General features: G+C 54.3%; 16 protein-coding genes. 10 read left to right on the top strand and 6 right to left on the bottom strand.

Annotation, left to right across the window (positions count from 1 at the left end; all coding sequences use genetic code 11):
• Nucleotides 1-37: 37 nt before the first annotated feature.
• Entirely contained in the window at nt 38-1,309 is a 1,272-nt protein-coding gene (locus BM427_RS19240; RefSeq protein ID WP_090124345.1) for an acid phosphatase, read from the bottom strand.
• Between the two features lie 193 nt (nt 1,310-1,502).
• Here BM427_RS19240 and BM427_RS19235 point away from each other — a divergent pair, with 193 nt between their 5' ends.
• Together BM427_RS19235 and gorA are read left to right on the top strand one after the other, a co-directional pair.
• The gene (locus BM427_RS19235; protein WP_090124342.1) at nt 1,503-2,345 is read left to right on the top strand and encodes a 23S rRNA (adenine(2030)-N(6))-methyltransferase RlmJ; all 843 of its coding nucleotides are present in this window, start codon (nt 1,503-1,505) and stop codon (nt 2,343-2,345) included.
• Nucleotides 2,346-2,427: 82 nt separating this feature from the next.
• Nucleotides 2,428-3,780 carry a glutathione-disulfide reductase gene (gene gorA / locus BM427_RS19230; RefSeq protein ID WP_090124339.1) on the top strand — a complete coding sequence of 451 codons (1,353 nt, stop codon included), beginning with the start codon at nt 2,428-2,430 and terminating at the stop codon, nt 3,778-3,780.
• A 251-nt stretch (nt 3,781-4,031) separates the two neighbouring features.
• Here gorA and BM427_RS19225 read toward each other — a convergent pair whose 3' ends face one another.
• Nucleotides 4,032-4,637: a histidine phosphatase family protein gene (locus BM427_RS19225; RefSeq protein WP_090124336.1), complete on the bottom strand. Its 606-nt coding sequence runs from the start codon at nt 4,635-4,637 to the stop codon at nt 4,032-4,034.
• Entirely contained in the window at nt 4,638-5,531 is an 894-nt protein-coding gene (locus tag BM427_RS19220; RefSeq protein ID WP_090124333.1) for a LysR family transcriptional regulator, read from the bottom strand.
• A 132-nt stretch (nt 5,532-5,663) separates the two neighbouring features.
• Between BM427_RS19220 and aguB the strand changes: the two genes are divergently transcribed.
• Both aguB and aguA read left to right on the top strand, forming a co-directional pair.
• Entirely contained in the window at nt 5,664-6,548 is an 885-nt protein-coding gene (gene aguB, locus BM427_RS19215) for an N-carbamoylputrescine amidase (protein ID WP_035886721.1), read from the top strand.
• A 3-nt stretch (nt 6,549-6,551) separates the two neighbouring features.
• On the top strand, nt 6,552-7,634 hold the full coding sequence (aguA, locus tag BM427_RS19210; RefSeq protein WP_090124330.1) for an agmatine deiminase: 1,083 nt from the start codon (nt 6,552-6,554) through the stop codon (nt 7,632-7,634).
• A 33-nt stretch (nt 7,635-7,667) separates the two neighbouring features.
• Here aguA and BM427_RS19205 read toward each other — a convergent pair whose 3' ends face one another.
• Nucleotides 7,668-8,075 (bottom strand): GNAT family N-acetyltransferase, encoded by a 408-nt coding sequence (locus tag BM427_RS19205; protein ID WP_090124327.1) that lies wholly within the window; start codon nt 8,073-8,075, stop codon nt 7,668-7,670.
• A gap of 296 nt (nt 8,076-8,371) precedes the next feature.
• Here BM427_RS19205 and BM427_RS19200 point away from each other — a divergent pair, with 296 nt between their 5' ends.
• Nucleotides 8,372-10,021 (top strand): alpha,alpha-trehalase, encoded by a 1,650-nt coding sequence (locus BM427_RS19200; RefSeq protein ID WP_090124323.1) that lies wholly within the window; start codon nt 8,372-8,374, stop codon nt 10,019-10,021.
• Nucleotides 10,022-10,090: 69 nt separating this feature from the next.
• Here BM427_RS19200 and BM427_RS19195 read toward each other — a convergent pair whose 3' ends face one another.
• Nucleotides 10,091-11,680 carry an STY4199 family HEPN domain-containing protein gene (locus BM427_RS19195; RefSeq protein WP_090124320.1) on the bottom strand — a complete coding sequence of 530 codons (1,590 nt, stop codon included), beginning with the start codon at nt 11,678-11,680 and terminating at the stop codon, nt 10,091-10,093.
• Nucleotides 11,681-11,836: 156 nt separating this feature from the next.
• Between BM427_RS19195 and BM427_RS19190 the strand changes: the two genes are divergently transcribed.
• Both BM427_RS19190 and BM427_RS19185 read left to right on the top strand, forming a co-directional pair.
• Nucleotides 11,837-12,373, top strand: coding sequence for a GNAT family N-acetyltransferase (locus BM427_RS19190; RefSeq protein WP_090124317.1), 537 nt, complete (start codon nt 11,837-11,839; stop codon nt 12,371-12,373).
• A 68-nt stretch (nt 12,374-12,441) separates the two neighbouring features.
• Entirely contained in the window at nt 12,442-12,840 is a 399-nt protein-coding gene (locus BM427_RS19185; RefSeq protein ID WP_090124314.1) for a YdeI family stress tolerance OB fold protein, read from the top strand.
• A gap of 44 nt (nt 12,841-12,884) precedes the next feature.
• On the opposite strand, the gene BM427_RS19180 is transcribed toward BM427_RS19185, so the two are convergent.
• On the bottom strand, nt 12,885-13,643 hold the full coding sequence (locus BM427_RS19180; protein ID WP_090124311.1) for an SDR family NAD(P)-dependent oxidoreductase: 759 nt from the start codon (nt 13,641-13,643) through the stop codon (nt 12,885-12,887).
• A 118-nt stretch (nt 13,644-13,761) separates the two neighbouring features.
• Here BM427_RS19180 and BM427_RS19175 point away from each other — a divergent pair, with 118 nt between their 5' ends.
• The 3 genes from BM427_RS19175 to BM427_RS19165 all read left to right on the top strand — a co-directional run bounded on the left by BM427_RS19175 (nt 13,762) and on the right by BM427_RS19165 (nt 17,337).
• The gene (locus BM427_RS19175; protein ID WP_090124307.1) at nt 13,762-14,661 is read left to right on the top strand and encodes a LysR family transcriptional regulator; all 900 of its coding nucleotides are present in this window, start codon (nt 13,762-13,764) and stop codon (nt 14,659-14,661) included.
• A 54-nt stretch (nt 14,662-14,715) separates the two neighbouring features.
• On the top strand, nt 14,716-15,747 hold the full coding sequence (gene yhjD / locus BM427_RS19170; RefSeq protein ID WP_090124304.1) for an inner membrane protein YhjD: 1,032 nt from the start codon (nt 14,716-14,718) through the stop codon (nt 15,745-15,747).
• Nucleotides 15,748-16,020: 273 nt separating this feature from the next.
• Nucleotides 16,021-17,337, top strand: a complete 1,317-nt coding sequence (locus BM427_RS19165; RefSeq protein WP_090124301.1) for an MFS transporter — start codon at nt 16,021-16,023, stop codon at nt 17,335-17,337.
• Nucleotides 17,338-17,351: the final 14 nt, after the last annotated feature.

Below are 17,351 nucleotides of genomic sequence, written 5' to 3'. Positions count from 1 at the left end.
ACGGCATTGCGCACGTCGGGCATTACACACACAGACCTCAGCGGGATTTATGCGCCATCTCATAGGCCGCAGACAGATTCAGTCGCTGCCAGAAGCCCTGTTCATCGTTATTGCCAGAGAGCGGGTAACCCGCCGGTAGCGCTGTTTTCACCATCAGCGCACTGCGCTGGTTGGCGGAAAGATTCGGCAGCGCCGCTTCCAGCAGCACGTCGGCTCCTTCCGGCACTTTCAGTTTTTTCTCTGCCCCTTTCTGCTGTGGCAAATCGTAAGTCATGGTGAAACGGTAGAAATTGCGCATCGCCGGGTCGCGATACGGATCGTCTTTCCCGGCGCTCTGTGCACATTGCGCAAGTGACGTGCCGCACTCTTTTTCCAACGCGGCGCGGAGCTGGTCGCGGGCTTCATTAAACAGGACACGGTATTTCGCATCATTCAGATAATGTGCAACGTTACGCTCAGCCACCATCCGTGAACCTATGACATCCAGTGGATAATGCACGCCCAGCACCACGCGGGAATAACCGTAGCGTGCGCCACGCGTCAGCAGAGCGTCAAAACGTTCCGGGATCATCTCCGCAATCAGCAGTGAATCGGTATAACCGGTATTGGTATGCCCGCTGGGGAACGAGCCGCCATCTGCGGTATAGGCCTTGTTATCCTTCACCACCACGTCGTCCGGTACCAGGTGGATGCTGTTGTTCTGGATCAGGAATGGGCGTTTATAGTCAAAATGTTTTTTCGCCGCGCCGGTACTCACTTCGCTGGCTTTGATTAACGCCGCTGCTTTGCCCAATTCGCCTTTGTCATAGGCGGCGAGGAACGCATTGCCCAATTTTGGCCCCAGCGCATCTGCAATGAAATAGAGATAGCTGATCCCCTCAGCATCAGCCAGCGCCTGGTGGCGCAAACCCTGTGTGGCATCGCGGTTAATCGCCTCAACGGTATGCAGGTTGGCATCCAGCACTGGTTTTGGCAGAGCGCTAAAACTGGAAAGCAACGCAATATCCACCTGTTGATTCACTTTGGTCTGAAAATCATAACCGCGCGCCTTCAGCCAGGCGCTGTCTGCCTGTTTTGCGCTCTGCGCGGTGTGCTCCAGTTGATCGCGGGTCAGCGATGCTGCATTACCCTGCAATGCCTGGCGCAGCCCAGCCAGTGATTGTGCTTCCAGCGCAACATATGTCTGGCTGTCCGAGGCTGGCGTGGTGGTATTAGCGATATCCCGCGCCTGCCCCAGCGGAATATCTTTTGCCATCGCCTGGTGAGTCAATAGCAGCGCGGCAGTTAAAAGAGTGAGACGGATTTTCATTTTTTATCCTTTTATTCAAACAATTACCTTGCCTGAACCCGACGCTAGCGCGGCAATTTGACACTTTAATGACACCGTTATGTTTTGAAACCTTTTCCGCTGAAATGAAACAAGCCTGCGGCACAGCGGTAATCTACGCCAATCTACGGTAAACTGTGCAGAATCTCGTTTATTTTCCGGAATCTCAGTCCCCATGCTCAGTTATCGCCACAGCTTTCACGCTGGCAACCACGCCGACGTCCTTAAACACACCGTTCAGAGTCTGATCATCGAAGCGCTGAAAGAAAAAGAGAAACCGTTTCTCTATCTCGATACTCATGCGGGTGCCGGGCGCTATCAGCTCTCTGGTGAACATGCAGAGCGCACGGGCGAATATCTGGAAGGCATATCCCGTATCTGGCAGCAGGACGATTTGCCGGCCGAGCTGGAGCCGTACATGCATGCTGTGCGCCACTTCAACCGCGGCGAGCAACTGCGCTATTACCCAGGTTCACCGCTGATTGCCCGTGAATTACTGCGTGAACAGGACAGCCTACAATTAACGGAGCTGCACCCGAGCGATTACCCGCTACTGCGCCAGGAGTTCCAGAAAGACAGCCGCGCCCGCGTTGAACGCGCCGACGGTTATCAGCAGTTGAAGGCTAAACTGCCGCCGGTTTCCCGTCGTGGTCTGATCCTGATCGACCCGCCGTATGAGATTAAAACCGACTACCAGGCAGTAGTGAGCGGTATTCAGGAAGGCCATAAACGTTTTGCCACCGGCGTATACGCGCTGTGGTACCCGGTAGTGCTGCGTCAGCAGATCAAACGCATGCTGCGCGATCTCGAAGACACCGGCATTCGCAATATTCTGCAAATTGAGCTGGCCGTGCGACCGGACAGCGATCAGCGCGGCATGACGGCTTCCGGCATGATCGTAATTAACCCGCCGTGGAAGCTGGAAGCGCAGATGAACAACCTGCTGCCGTGGCTACACAGCAAGCTGGTGCCGGCCGGTACCGGGCATACGCTGGTTCACCAGGTCGTCCCGGAGTAATCGCAGCCATCGATGGAACCTTTCGGGTTGCGCGTTACAATCGCGACAATTTTCGACTTCGTTCAGGATTAAGGAAACAACCATGAGCAAACATTACGATTACATCGCCATTGGCGGCGGCAGCGGTGGTATCGCCTCGATCAACCGTGCAGCGATGTACGGTCAAAAATGCGCGCTGATTGAGGCCAAAGAACTTGGCGGTACTTGTGTGAACGTGGGTTGTGTTCCGAAAAAAGTGATGTGGCACGCCGCACAGATCGCCGAAGCCATTCATCTCTATGGCCCGGACTACGGCTTTGACACCACCGTCAACCATTTTGACTGGGGCAAACTGGTTGCCAGCCGCAGCACTTACATCGACCGTATCCATACCTCCTACGAGAACGTGCTGGGTAAAAATAATGTCGATGTGATCCGTGGTTTTGCCCGTTTTGTTGATGCCAAAACTGTGGAAGTGAACGGCGAAACGATCACCGCCGATCATATTCTGATCGCCACCGGCGGCCGTCCAGGCCACCCGGATATTCCGGGCGTGGAATACGGTATTGATTCCGATGGTTTCTTCGCCCTGCCCGCGCTGCCAAAACGCGTTGCCATTGTTGGCGCAGGGTACATTGCCGTTGAGCTGGCGGGCGTGGTGAATGGTCTTGGCGCTGAAACGCACCTGTTTGTGCGTAAACATGCGCCGCTGCGCAACTTCGATCCGCTGATCACTGAAACGCTGGTCGAAGTGATGGCCGCGGAAGGCCCGACGCTGCATACCCATGCGATACCGAAAACGGTAGTGAAAAACGCCGACGGCAGCCTGACCATCACGCTGGATGATGACCGCTCGCACACCGTTGATTGCCTGATCTGGGCGATTGGCCGCGAACCGGCGACCGATAACTTCAACCTTGCTGCCACTGGCGTGAAAACCAATGACAAAGGCTATATTGTTGTCGATAAGTTCCAGAACACCAGCGTGCCGGGGATTTACGCAGTGGGCGATAACACCGGTGCGGTAGAGCTGACGCCGGTTGCCGTTGCCGCTGGCCGTCGTCTCTCCGAACGCCTTTTTAACAACAAGCCGGATGAGCACCTCGACTACAACAATATTCCTACCGTTGTATTCAGCCACCCGCCGATTGGCACCGTAGGTTTAACCGAACCGCAGGCGCGCGAGCAGTATGGCGACGATCAGGTGAAAATTTATAAATCGTCGTTCACCGCCATGTATACCGCCGTCACCTCTCACCGCCAGCCGTGCCGCATGAAACTAGTCTGTGTCGGTCCGGAAGAGAAAATCGTCGGTATCCACGGTATCGGCTCCGGCATGGACGAGATGCTGCAGGGTTTTGCCGTTGCGCTGAAGATGGGTGCCACTAAAAAAGACTTCGACAACACCGTCGCCATTCACCCGACGGCAGCAGAAGAATTTGTGACTATGCGTTAAGCATCAGCGGTAAACATGACACGCCAGAGAAGCCCCGGTCGGGGCTTCTTTTTTTCACCCATGTCGCTTATCGCATTATTTTGCCGTTATTTTGTGGCCGGAAAACGTCAGGATTCAGCAACAGAGAAAGGGCATCAGATAGGCCAGGGAAAATGCATATCATCAGAGCGGAATGTTGCCCGGAAAGCGAACCTTCACAGATGCAATAAGTCACCCACTTTTTTAAGAAGTAAGCGGAACCCCGAAACGTATCACGCAGGCAGCTTCAATAAATGGCTGGCGATCCCCCAGCGCACTACCCGACAAGATTTCGCATCTATCGCCAGCAGCGAAAAGCTGGCATTCGGGTGGTGGTAACGCGCGGTATTGCTCAGCGAATTTTCCATCAGCTGCGCGATAACCGCCTGAATCACATGACCATGTGATATCAGTGCCACCGTTTCCTGCGAGCAGACACCCGGCAACCTGTGCAGAAAAGCGAGCAGCCGCTGCGCCGCCTGTGCCAGCGATTCGCCCTCCGGCGGACAGAAATGTTCATCGTCGATAAACAGCGGATATTCGCGCTGTATTTCACTCAGACTGCGCCCTTCAAGCTCGCCAAAATGCTGCTCCTGTAGCGCGTCGTGCAATTGGCAATCGCAGGCGAAATGCCCGGCTATCCGCGCCGCCATCTGCTGTGCCCGGCCTGCCGGAGAGGAGATAACAGCGCCAGGCGTTATCCCCTCGGCCTGTAACCCGCAAATCAGTGCGTTGCACTCTTCCTGCCCGCGCGACGTCCACGGGCTGTCGAGCCGCCCCTGGATAATCCCGGCGCGGTTCCACTCGGTTTGCGGATGGCGAATTAATAGCACTTTCATCTAAACCTTCACCGCTTTCAATTCATTGATCAGCCACTGCACCGCAGGCTGATAATCATAAAGCCTATGTGTCAGCAGCAGTAAATCGTACGATGGCGCACCGTCGGGCAGCGCCATGATTCGCAGCGGCAGCATCTTTGCCAGCTCCAGGGCAATACGGAACGGAACGCACATCAAATACCCGGTCGCCACGGCCACGCGCCCTCCCACCGCATAACTTTGCACTACTGTCGCCAGCGGCCGGTAAAGATGCTGCGACAGCAACCAGCTATCAATATGATCCGCGCCAGAACTGACTGCCGGTAAATGGATCTGTGATTCGCTAACCAGATGTTGAAGCGTCAGGGTTTCCGGCAAATCAGTACGCTCCACAGAAGCGATAGCCACAAAATGGTCGGAAATCAGCGGATACCGATTAAAGTAGTGCGGAATGTGCTGCACGGTATCAACGCCAATAAACGCGTCAAGCTGCCCTTTCTCTACCCGCTCAACCTTGATGGTTTCCGAAAGAATATCAACCGACAGCCGCACATTCGGGGCGATGGTTTTAAAGCGAGCAGTCAGCACCGGCATAAACATAAATTCGAAGTAATCCACCGCGCCGATGTAAAAAGTATGCGCATCGCGGGCGGGATCGAAATGGCTGGGCCCGCGCGTTGCGGTATCCAGCTTGCTGAGCGCATTCTCAATCACCGGGATCATCATCGCTGCGTACGGCGTCGGCTCCATACCGTTGCGCGTGCGAATAAACATTTCGTCTTTGAGCTGCTCGCGCAGACGGTTCAACGCATGGCTAAACGCAGATTGTGAAAGATTGGCCTTCTGCGCCGCGCGGGTCACGTTCTTCTCCTTCGCCAGGATAGGCACCAGCCGCAGCAAATTCAGATCGATCACTACTATGCACCTTTTTCATGTTTTCATGATAACAATACATTTTATGCATAACGAAGATCGTTGCTATAGTTTGCAGCAAAATAAGTGCGGATGATTTGCACTGTCTGAACCGAGACCAACGGGAGAGAATTGATGAGAAATGTAACGGTTGCCGCGACCCAGATGGCTTGCACCTGGGAACTGGAAAAAAACATACAGAACGCGGAACGTTTAGTCCGCGAAGCGCACCGGCAGGGCGCACAGGTGATCCTGATCCAGGAGCTTTTTGCCGCCCCTTATTTCTGCATCGATCAGAGCCCGGAACATTACGCGCTGGCGCAGGAAGTTGCGACTAGCCCGCTGATTAAGCATTTCTCAGCGCTGGCAAAAGAGCTGGAAGTGGTGCTGCCGCTGAGCCTGTTCGAAAAATGCAATAACGCTTACTACAACTCACTGGTGATGATCGATGCCGACGGTAGCGTGCTGGACACCTACCGTAAAACCCATATCCCGAACGGCCCGGCTTACCAGGAAAAACAGTTCTTCATCCCAGGCGACACCGGATTTAAAGTCTGGAACACCCGCTACGCCAAAATCGGCGTCGGCATTTGCTGGGATCAGTGGTTCCCGGAAACCGCGCGTTGCCTGGCATTGCAGGGCGCAGAGCTGATCTTCTACCCGACCGCTATCGGCTCTGAACCGGCCTACCCGGATATCGACAGCCAGCCACACTGGACCCGCGTTCAGCAAGGCCACGCTGCCGCCAACGTTATTCCGGTGATCGCTTCTAACCGTATCGGTACCGAAGCCAGTAAATACATTGAAGGCCTGGAAATGACCTTCTACGGTTCCTCATTCATCGCTGATCAAACCGGTGAGCTGGTGGCGCAGGCCAATAAAACCGACGAAGCAGTACTGGTGCACACCTTCGATCTGGATGCCGTTGCTGCACAGCGCGCCTCCTGGGGTCTGTTCCGCGATCGCCGCCCGAACATGTACGGCGCGATTGCGACCTCTGACGGCAGCGTGAGGAGCTAAGCAATGACGCAACTGACCACGCCCGTAAAAGACGGGTTCGCAATGCCGGCAGAGTGGGCGCCGCATCAGGCCGTGTGGATGATCTGGCCTTATCGCACTGATAACTGGCGCGCCAATGCCGCACCAGCCCAGCATGCGTTTGCGGCCGTGGCAAAAGCGATTTCCAGCAATACGCCTGTCATCATGGGTGTCCCCGCCGCCGAAATGGCGAAAGCGCTCAGCACCATGCCAGCGGAAGTTACGCTGGTTGAAATGGAGAGCGACGATGCCTGGATGCGCGATACTGGCCCAACCGTAGTGCTGAATCAGGCGGGCGAACAGCGCGGTATTAGCTGGACGTTCAACGCCTGGGGCGGTCTGAATGGCGGGCTTTATGCCAGTTGGGAGCGCGATCAGTTAGTGGCAGGCCAGGTGGCGAATTACCACCATATGCCATGCTACAACACGGAGTTAATACTGGAAGGCGGTTCCATTCATGTGGACGGTGAAGGCACCCTGCTGACCACCGCCGAGTGTCTGTTGAACCCAAACCGCAACCCGAATCTGAGTAAAGCAGAGATCGAGCAACAATTGCGCGAATACCTTGGCGTGTCGCAGATCATCTGGTTGCCGGAAGGTGTATTTAACGATGAGACCGACGGTCACATCGACAACATGTGCTGCTTCGTACGTCCCGGCGAAGTGGCGCTGCACTGGACTGATGACCAGAATGACCCGCAGTACGCCCGCTCCGCTGCAGCGTTGCAGGTGCTGGAAAACACCAAAGATGCGCAGGGTCGTACGTTGAAAGTGTGGAAAATTCCGTCACCACCAGCGCTGTACGCCAGTGCGCAAGAGACCCGTGATGTGGAAAAAGGCACGGCGATTGAGCGCCACGAAGGCAATCGTCTGGCGGGTTCCTACGTCAACTATCTGGTCAGCAACCAGCAGATTATCTATCCGCAGTTGCACCCTGCAACGGATGGCGCGGCGCAGGCGCTATTTGAGGAGATGTTCCCGGATTTCGTCATCACCGGTGTTCCTGCGCGCGAAATTCTGCTCGGCGGCGGCAATATTCACTGCATTACCCAGCAAATCCCGCGTTGATCCACAGCCCGGCGGTGAATGCCGCCGGATGTTTTATAACGTGCGCGACATACGAATGTACTGCACCTCTTTTTTATAAAACGTCTCCCCCTCAAGGGTAAAACCGAAGCGCTGATAAAACCCTGCCGCCGAGGTTCGGGCATCCAGCGTGACTGTTTTCACCCCGTCCTGCATCAACTTATCCAGCACAGACTGAAACAGAAAACCGCCAAACCCCTGCTGCTGATACGCCTGCAAGGTAGCGAATTTGCGGATCTGGCAACGCTTCTCGCCGATGATGAATACCGACAGGCAACTCACCACCTGAGCATTGAACAGTACGCCAAAATGTGCGGCACTTTCGTCGCCCTCCACGCGTGAAGCACTGCGTTCCAGATGCGGCCACAGCACCGCCTGGCGAATATCCAGACATTGCTCTAACGTAATAGTGGCGAAATTCACGGGTTCTCTCTCCATCGAAATGGGGCTTTCAGGTAAAGTAAGCGCGCAGGGCCGATGATTCATAAATCGTTGCAAATTGATTACTCTGAAAGCCGCCGCTGCGTTATCGGATCCGTTTTGCAGATTTAATAAAATTTATCAACAAGTTACTTAATTTCTGTTTTCGCACAATGGGAAATAAAACGTGATCTAACGCACATTTCATCCCCCAGAGATCGAAGCGAATGTCTACGCTTTATAGATAGCCGGGACACACCCGTCATTTTTTACGACGACATCCGGAGGCCAAAGCCACTATGTTCAACCAGAAACTACAAAGCGCAGAACACGTCGAGTTTATCATCGAAGAAGAGCTTCTCTATGAAACCGATCCGTGCGAGTTAAAACTGGATGAAATGATCGAAGCGGAGCCGGAACCCGAAATGATCGAAGGGCTACCAGCGTCTGATGCGCTGACGCCTGCCGATCGTTACCTGGAATTGTTTGAACACGTGCAGTCGTCGCGCCTCTTTGCTGACAGTAAAACCTTCCCCGACTGTGCGCCGAAAAGGGATCCGCTCGATATTCTGATTCGCTATCGCAAAATCAAACGCAAACCCGAGTTCGACCTGAAACAGTTCGTGAAAGCGCATTTCTGGATGCCGGAAAACACGGCCAAAGCGTATGTTTCCAATCCGGAGCATTCGCTGAAAGAGCATATCGACAATCTGTGGCCGGTCCTGACCCGTGAGCCGCAGGATCATATTCCGTGGTCGTCGCTGCTGGCACTGCCGCAGGCATACATCGTGCCAGGCGGTCGCTTCAGAGAGACCTACTACTGGGATTCTTACTTCACCATGCTGGGGCTGGCAGAAAGCGGCCGCGACGACCTGCTGCGCTGTATGGCCGATAACTTCGCATGGATGATCGAACGCTACGGCCATATTCCGAACGGCAACCGGACTTACTATCTGAGCCGTTCACAGCCGCCGGTTTTCGCTCTGATGGTGGAGTTGTTTGAAGAGGATGGCGTGCGAGGTGCGCGGCGCTACCTTGAACACCTGCTGATGGAGTACGCCTTCTGGATGGATGGCGCTGAATCGCTGGTACTCAACCAGGCTTACCGCCATGTTGTGCGGATGCCGGACGGTTCGCTACTTAACCGCTACTGGGACGATCGCGATACGCCGCGAGACGAATCCTGGCTGGAGGATGTGGAAACCGCCCGCCACTCCGGTCGCCCGGCGAATGAGGTTTATCGCGACTTGCGCGCAGGTGCCGCCTCCGGCTGGGATTACTCCTCCCGTTGGCTGCGTGACGCACACCGGCTGGCGAGCATTCGAACCACGCAGTTTATTCCCATCGATTTGAACGCCTTTTTGTTCAAACTGGAAAGTACGATTGCCAATATTTCCGGGCTGAAAGGTGATCGCGAACGTGAAGCGGAATTCCGCCAGAAAGCGAGCGATCGCCGGGCGGCGGTTAACCACTATCTGTGGGATGAGGAAAATGGCTGCTACCGTGATTACGACTGGCGTCGGGAAGAGATGGCGCTATTCTCCGCCGCCAGTATCGTGCCGCTGTATGTTGGTATGGCGACGCATGAACAGGCGGATCGGCTGGCGGAATCGGTGAGAAATCGACTGCTCACAGCGGGTGGCATTCTGGCGACGGAATATGAAACCGGCGAACAGTGGGATAAACCCAACGGCTGGGCACCGTTACAATGGATGGCAGTGCAGGGCTTTAAGCTTTACGGTAACGACACACTGGGTGACGAAATCGCTCGCAGTTGGCTACAAACGGTGAATCACTACTACAAGAATCACCACAAACTGATCGAGAAGTACCACATTGCCAGCAGCACGCCGCGCGAAGGGGGCGGGGGTGAATACCCGTTGCAGGACGGGTTCGGCTGGACAAACGGCGTGGTACGCCGGTTAATCGGATTGTACGGCGAGCCGTAACGCTCGCCGCCCTTCGTCAATTGCGACCCCTGGGTAAGCGACTGATAAAAATAAGTTTATCAGTCCTCCTTAATTAATGGCATCATAAATAGCGGTCTGAATATCCGCCCACTTACGGTTTTCGTCACCCGGCTCCGCCTGGTTACGTAACTGCGCCTGCTCCATCTCATAACGCTGACGCTCAACCACCGGTTGTAGAGTGCAAAACGCATGCAAATAACTTTTGCCAATCGATGACAACCCTTTGTTATTCATCACCATTTCATGACTCAACGTGCTAATGAAGCGACGGCAGGGGCGATTCTCATCCATTTGTATCCGGTAACGCAGCAGCAGATCCAGCACCTCGGTATGATTAGCCACCACTGCCTGCTCCGTCCACGACAGTTTCCAGTTCATTCCGGTACGCAAAAACAGCGACACGACGCGCGTATCGTTACGATCGATTGCCGCGCGGAAGTTATTCTCGTCACGCGGCAGCCCCATACGACTCAGCTCCTCTTTCGGCGAGACTTTTTCCTTGTCCTGGGAAATCGGCACCGTAATGCCAATTCTGTGGGCCATCGGAGCCTGAGCATCACCGAAGAATAGCCACACCCCACCCATCACCACGACAAGCGCCAACACGCCTACCGAGCCCCATAACGCTCTGACAAACAGCTGCTCCCGCTCTTCACGGCTACGAACCCGGTGTTTAGTCGGTCTGTCGATACTGTCACGCATTGGCATCGTATCACCTCCTGCGGCGCGATCTTTTTTCCGCGCCTGCTCCCAGAAAGCGTCTAAGTTATTGCCCGCTTCGCGCAAAATTTCGGCGGGATTAGTTGTGGTGCGCCCCTCTTCCCATGCGCGTTGTATCGGTCCCGAGATCTGCGGATAGTAGCTATCCAGTAAACTAAGTTGATTGGAGGTCAGCGGCTGTCCCGCCACGACTAAAGCACGCATGTACCGCACATCCTCGAGGAACGTGTGCAATGTTTTACGCGTTTCCAGATACAGGCTTAATACCTCGCTATCATTAAACAAATGGGCGTAATGATGACCAAACTCTTTTTTATCTACCAGCAGTAGCGCCAGCTCACTAAAGCGCATCCCGCTCAAAATATCGTTGCGATCGCCCAATCGTAGCCAGCGGCGCACATGATCGGCGCCAAACTGCGTTTTCAAATGGTTACGCAGCCGCTCCGTATCCGGCCACGCCTGCGCCACCAGCGAGGCGATCATCATCTCCAGCGCGCGCAGTTGCTGCTGACCGTGCTGCTGCTGGCTCTCCTCAACGTTTAGCGATGTGCTATAGCTGAGTAGCGGCTGTCGGGTTCGCAGATATTCCAGCGCGTTAACAAAGCGAAGCGCGGCAATCAGTTGATTTTCCGTCACGGTCTGCCCGCTCTCATAACGAGGGACAAGCTGCTGCAAATGACGGAGTTGCAAAGTGAACCGTGTTAATTCCGCATCGTTGAGTTTGAGTCGTTTCGCAACCGCGCCCCAGCCACCCATGCTCAGACGCGCAATATCAAGTTGTTCTAAAAACCAGCGCGGATCTTTTCCCTCGTCGAAACGGACATTCAGTAATAACAGAATTTCGACGGACGCCTGGCGAATCACAGCAATGCATTTTTCAAACTGTTCACCCGTATTAACAGGAGCGTTGCTTGTCATTATTTTCCTTTAAGTACAACTGAAGAAATAATTATCTGATCAATGTCAGCACTGAATTTTTTCTTTAATTACGGGTAGTTAAAATATAGACCAATTAAAGATTATGATCAGTGATAGGGGTTTCAACGCCTAAAAAAATAGCCGGAGACATTCAAGATGCTTATATTTCATACGCCAAGACTGACCTGTTCGCCACTGTCTGAACAGGACTGGCCCTTTTTTCTGGCGCTGCAACAGCACCCCGATGTGATGCGTTACGTTTCGGATCCTCGCAGTGAACAGGAGATCCACGCCGCGTTTAACGCTCGTCTGCCCGAATGGCAGCCCGGCAGCCCGCACTGGCTCTGTTTGCTGGTACGCGATAACGCCACCAACGCGCCACTGGGAGTGACCGGCTATATCCACCGTGATGATGATTGTGCCGAAGTGGGGTTCCTGTTTGCGCCACAAGCACAGGGCAGAGGTTACGGCCAGGAATCCCTTACCGCTCTGTGTCATTACGCGTTTAACCAGGGCGGTATTCGTCGACTGGTTGCCACAGTAACCGCCGGGAATCTGGCGTCACGCCACTTACTGGAAAAAACAGGATTTGTACTGGAAGGCGAACTGCGGCAGGCCTGGTGGCTGGCGGGAGCGTGGCATAACGACTGGCTGTTTGGCTTACTGCGCCATGAATATACAGAAATATACTGATTTACCAGCACATCACACGCCATTCTGCCAGGCTTAAAGACGTGTTCCGGCAACTGACAGGAGAAGTTATGAAGAAAACTGTGTTCATCCTCGGTGTAGCAACACTGTTCTCCATGACGGCATTCGCCGAAGATTCACCCGGTCTGAAAACCGATAAAGCCCCGCCACCACCGCACAAAATGGAGGATGGTTACCGAGGGATGGAGGATGCGCGAAGCTCCACCATCCAGGACGTAAAATCCATGCATGACGGCGCATCCGTCTCGCTGCACGGCAACCTGGTAAAAAAGGAGAGCGAGGATAGTTATCTGCTTCGCGATAAAACAGGCGAGATAAATGTGGTGATTCCGTTGGCGCTATTCGATGGTAAATCCGTATCACCGGATGAACTCGTCGGCATCAGCGGCTCGCTGGATAAAAAACAGCAGCCTGCATTTATCCGGGTTACACATTTTCAGAAACAGTAGCCAACGTGTGCCCGGCAGCCAAAAAAGCGCCGGGCGTCGTTGTCTTACAGGAACATACCGCCAGAGACTTCTACGCGCTGCGCGTTCATCCAGCCCAGCTCATCGCTCAGCAACGCCGCCATCGCATCGCCAATATCGTCCGGTAGCCCCACACGCCCCAGTGCGGTTTGCGCAGCGAGATACTGATTAATCTGCTCGTTGTCGCGCACCTGGCCGCCGCCAAAATCGGTTTCGATAGCGCCCGGCGCGATGATATTCACCGCAATTCCACGCGCGCCCAGCTCTTTCGCCTGATAACGGGTCAATACTTCCATCGCCCCTTTCATTGACGCATAAGCGGCATATCCTGGCTGACAAAAACGCGCCAGGCCGCTGGAAACATTAAGAATGCGACCACCATTTTTCAGCAACGGCAGCAGATTTTGCGTCAGGAAGAATGGTCCTTTAACATGGATATTCATCAGCTGGTCAAACTGTGCTTCCGTGGTTTCAGCAAACGCTGCGTGAATGCCGATGCCGGCATTGTTCAATAAATAATCGAACGTCTCACGCTGCCAGACCTCTTTTAGCTGTTCATGGACTTCACGGGTAAATGCAGCAAAACGTGAAATATCACCGACGTTCAACTGCAATGCCACGGCTTTCACGCCCTTTTGCTCAATTTCGCCTACGACTTTCTGTGCTTCTTCGGCGTTGCTGTTGTAGGTCAGGATAATGCCCGTTCCCTTCTCTGCCAGTTTCAGGGCCGCATTTTTACCCAGCCCACGGCTGCCGCCAGTCACTAATGCTATCGGTTGTGTCATAAGAAACCTCATTTTCGCTGATGTGGAGAGTGAGAAAAGTTTATTAACTGACGAAAAAACAATAAAGGTGTTAAATTACGCTTCACTGTTTCACTCACGACAACAATAGAGTGTCGGTATGGATAAAATTTACGCAATGCAACTGTTTATTCGCGTCGCGGAACTTGAAAGTTTTTCCCGGGCGGCGGATTCATTGGGATTACCTAAAGGTAGCGTATCTCGCCAGATTCAGGCGCTGGAAACCCACCTCGGCACACAGTTGTTGCACCGTACCACCCGCCGGGTACAGCTTACGCAGGATGGGATGGTCTACTACGAGCGAGCAAAAGATCTGCTGGCAAATATGGACGAGCTGGACGGCCTGTTTTTGCACGACCCCTCCAGCATCAGCGGGCGATTGCGCGTGGATATGCCGGTCGGCGTGGCGAAGAATCTGGTTATCCCGCGCTTACCCACTTTCGTGCAACAGTATCCCGGCATTGAACTGGAGCTGAGCAGCAGCGATCGGCTGGTGGATATTATCCGAGAAGGTTTCGACTGTGTGGTACGCGTTGGCACACTGAAAGATTCCGGCTTAATCGCCCGTCAGCTTGGGCGGTTATCGGTCATTAATTGCGCCAGCCCCGATTATCTGGCGCGATTCGGTTATCCGGAGGGTCTGGATGATTTGTCCTCTCATGCGCTAGTGCATTATGCGGTGAACCTCGGTACGCGTCCGCAAGGTTTTGAAGTCTGGCAGGATAAGCAGACGCGGTGGATAAAAACCGGCGGCATTCTGACCGTCAACAGTACAGAAACCTATCAGGCCGCCTGCCTTGCCGGGCTGGGAATTATTCAGGTTCCGCGTATCGGCGTGCGCGAAGCGCTGCGTGCCGGAAAGCTGGTGGAGATCCTGCCACAATATCGCGCTGAGCCAATGCCGGTCTCGCTGGTTTACCCGCACCGCCGCAATCTCTCCCGCCGCGTACATCTATTTATGGAGTGGCTGGTGACGGCGCTGAAAGATTATGTCGATTAGCGCCAGGCTATAATTTCAGTTACAGACACATTCAGGAGAAGGAAAAAAGCGCTGATGACGCCGGAAAATCATGAAAAACGCCCGACGCAAAACCTCGACTATAAACCCGTAAGGAAGGTAACGGGACAGCCTGCACAGCAGCAGAACACCACGGAAGGAAAAGTCAACAGTACACTTGCGACCGTGACCGGCACGGCGCAAAAAATACAGCGCCTTCCCGCTATCGCACACCTGATCCGCGCCACAGAGCGCTTTAATGATCGTATGGGAAACCAGTTTGGCGCAGCCATCACCTACTTCTCTTTTCTGTCGATGATCCCGATTCTGATGGTCTCGTTTGCCGCCGCTGGGTTTGTGCTGGCCTCGCATCCAACGCTGTTGCAGGACATCTTCGACAAAATTGTATTGAGCGTCAGCGATCCCACTATGGCGACGATGCTGAAGAACACCATCAATATCGCCGTACAGCAGCGTACCACAGTGGGGATCGTCGGGCTGGCCATCGCCCTCTACTCCGGCGTGAACTGGATGGGCAATCTGCGCGAGGCAATCCGCGCGCAGTCGCGCGATGTCTGGGAGCGTAATGCCCAGGACGTGGAAAAAATCTGGGTGAAATATTTTCGCGACTTTATTTCGCTGATTGGTCTGCTGGTAGCTTTGATTATCACGCTGTCGATCACCTCAATTGCCGGTTCAGCGCAGCAGATAATTATCTCGGCGCTCTATCTCGATAATATCGAGTGGCTAAAACCGGCCTGGCGGCTGATTGGCCTGGTGATCTCGATATTCGCCAACTATCTGCTCTTTTTCTGGATCTTCTGGCGCTTGCCGCGTCACCGCCCGCACAAAAAAGCGCTGATCCGCGGCACCTTTATCGCCGCCATTGGTTTTGAGGTGATCAAAATCGTAATGACCTGGACGCTGCCAACGCTGGTGAAATCCCCCTCCGGGGCGGCGTTTGGTTCGGTACTCGGACTGATGGCGTTCTTCTACTTCTTTGCTCGTCTGACGCTGTTCTGCGCCGCATGGATTGCCACCGCGCACTACAAAAATGACTCGCGCATGCCGGATAAAACCCGCCACTAAATTCGCGCCCGGGCTGAGTGAAAATGTAAAATATCAGCCCGTTCTCGCTTTTCAGCATGAAAATCCAGGCCGTAACTTTTATTTAACCTCTAACCAGTTTTATTCACTAATTTATAAAATATGTGAAGCATTTCATGGAAGAGAAATCGCACGTGTGAAAATTATCCGCTTTTTGCGCATTTTTCATGCGAAGTGCCGTTTTGTTACAGATTGAAATGTCGCTTTTGCTGTGGCTAATATGGTCGTTCGTTCGCCAAAAAATAAGAAATTTTTATGCAAGCTACAGCTACCACTTTCGACAACGAGCAGGAAAACCCACCGGTAAACTCACGCAATAAAGTCGTCGTTGCTTCGCTGATCGGCACCGCCATCGAGTTCTTCGACTTCTATATTTACGCGACCGCTGCGGTGATTGTGTTCCCGCATATCTTCTTTCCGCAGGGCGACCCAACGGCCGCCACGCTGCAATCGCTGGCGACCTTCGCCATCGCCTTTATCGCTCGCCCGATCGGCTCTGCGGTGTTCGGCCACTTCGGCGACCGTGTAGGCCGCAAAGTAACGCTGGTGGCGTCGCTGCTAACCATGGGCATCTCTACTGTGGTGATCGGCCTGCTGCCAGGCTACGAAACGATCGGCGTAATGGCGCCGTTGCTGCTGGCGCTGGCCCGGTTTGGCCAGGGTCTGGGGCTTGGCGGCGAGTGGGGCGGCGCAGCACTGCTGGCCACGGAAAACGCCCCGCCACGCAAACGCGCGTTGTACGGTTCATTCCCGCAGTTGGGTGCGCCAATCGGCTTCTTCTTCGCGAACGGCACGTTCCTGCTGCTCTCCTGGCTGCTGACCGACGAACAGTTTATGCATTGGGGCTGGCGCGTACCGTTTATCTTCTCTGCGGTACTGGTGCTGATCGGCCTGTATGTGCGCGTTTCACTGCATGAAACGCCGGTATTCGCCAAAGCTGCTGCAGCGAAAAAACAGGTGAAAATCCCGCTAGGTACGCTGCTGACCAAACACGTCCGCGTGACGGTGCTGGGTACCTTTATCATGCTGGCAACCTACACGCTGTTCTATATCATGACGGTCTATTCAATGACGTTCAGTACCTCGCCGCAGGGACTTGGCATGCCGCGCAATGAAGTACTGTGGATGCTGATGATGGCAGTGATTGGCTTCGGCGTGATGGTGCCGGTGGCGGGCCTGCTGGCCGATGCGTTTGGCCGCCGTAAAAGCATGGTTATCATCACCACGCTTATCATTTTGTTCGCGCTGTTTGTCTTCCCGCCGCTGCTGGGTTCTGGTAACCCGGTGCTGGTGATGATTTACCTGCTGATTGGCTTAAGCCTGATGGGGCTGACTTTCGGCCCGATGGGTGCACTGCTGCCGGAACTATTCCCGACCGAAGTGCGTTATACCGGTGCTTCATTCTCCTATAACGTGTCGTCCATTCTCGGCGCGTCTGTGGCACCGTATATCGCCGCCTGGTTGCAGGCGAATTACGGTCTGATGTATGTCGGGTTCTACCTGGCGGCAATGGCGGGCTTAACATTGATTGCGCTGCTGCTGACTCACGAAACCAAACACCAGGCGCTGTAATCCTCCCCCCTCTC

Source organism: Kosakonia arachidis (genome assembly GCF_900116535.1).
Lineage (GTDB): Bacteria > Pseudomonadota > Gammaproteobacteria > Enterobacterales > Enterobacteriaceae > Kosakonia > Kosakonia arachidis.
Note: the sequence above shows the minus strand (reverse complement) of the source record. Positions and strands in the feature narration are given on the sequence as shown.

Coding starts and splice junctions, on each gene's coding strand:
- aguA (WP_090124330.1), top strand. CDS start 6,552: ATGACGCAACTGACCACGCCCGTAAAAGACGGGTTCGCAATGCCGGCA.
- aguB (WP_035886721.1), top strand. CDS start 5,664: ATGAGAAATGTAACGGTTGCCGCGACCCAGATGGCTTGCACCTGGGAA.
- yhjD (WP_090124304.1), top strand. CDS start 14,716: ATGACGCCGGAAAATCATGAAAAACGCCCGACGCAAAACCTCGACTAT.
- BM427_RS19185 (WP_090124314.1), top strand. CDS start 12,442: ATGAAGAAAACTGTGTTCATCCTCGGTGTAGCAACACTGTTCTCCATG.
- BM427_RS19240 (WP_090124345.1), bottom strand. CDS start 1,309: ATGAAAATCCGTCTCACTCTTTTAACTGCCGCGCTGCTATTGACTCAC.
- BM427_RS19180 (WP_090124311.1), bottom strand. CDS start 13,643: ATGACACAACCGATAGCATTAGTGACTGGCGGCAGCCGTGGGCTGGGT.
- BM427_RS19165 (WP_090124301.1), top strand. CDS start 16,021: ATGCAAGCTACAGCTACCACTTTCGACAACGAGCAGGAAAACCCACCG.
- gorA (WP_090124339.1), top strand. CDS start 2,428: ATGAGCAAACATTACGATTACATCGCCATTGGCGGCGGCAGCGGTGGT.
- BM427_RS19235 (WP_090124342.1), top strand. CDS start 1,503: ATGCTCAGTTATCGCCACAGCTTTCACGCTGGCAACCACGCCGACGTC.
- BM427_RS19175 (WP_090124307.1), top strand. CDS start 13,762: ATGGATAAAATTTACGCAATGCAACTGTTTATTCGCGTCGCGGAACTT.
- BM427_RS19190 (WP_090124317.1), top strand. CDS start 11,837: ATGCTTATATTTCATACGCCAAGACTGACCTGTTCGCCACTGTCTGAA.
- BM427_RS19225 (WP_090124336.1), bottom strand. CDS start 4,637: ATGAAAGTGCTATTAATTCGCCATCCGCAAACCGAGTGGAACCGCGCC.
- BM427_RS19195 (WP_090124320.1), bottom strand. CDS start 11,680: ATGACAAGCAACGCTCCTGTTAATACGGGTGAACAGTTTGAAAAATGC.
- BM427_RS19200 (WP_090124323.1), top strand. CDS start 8,372: ATGTTCAACCAGAAACTACAAAGCGCAGAACACGTCGAGTTTATCATC.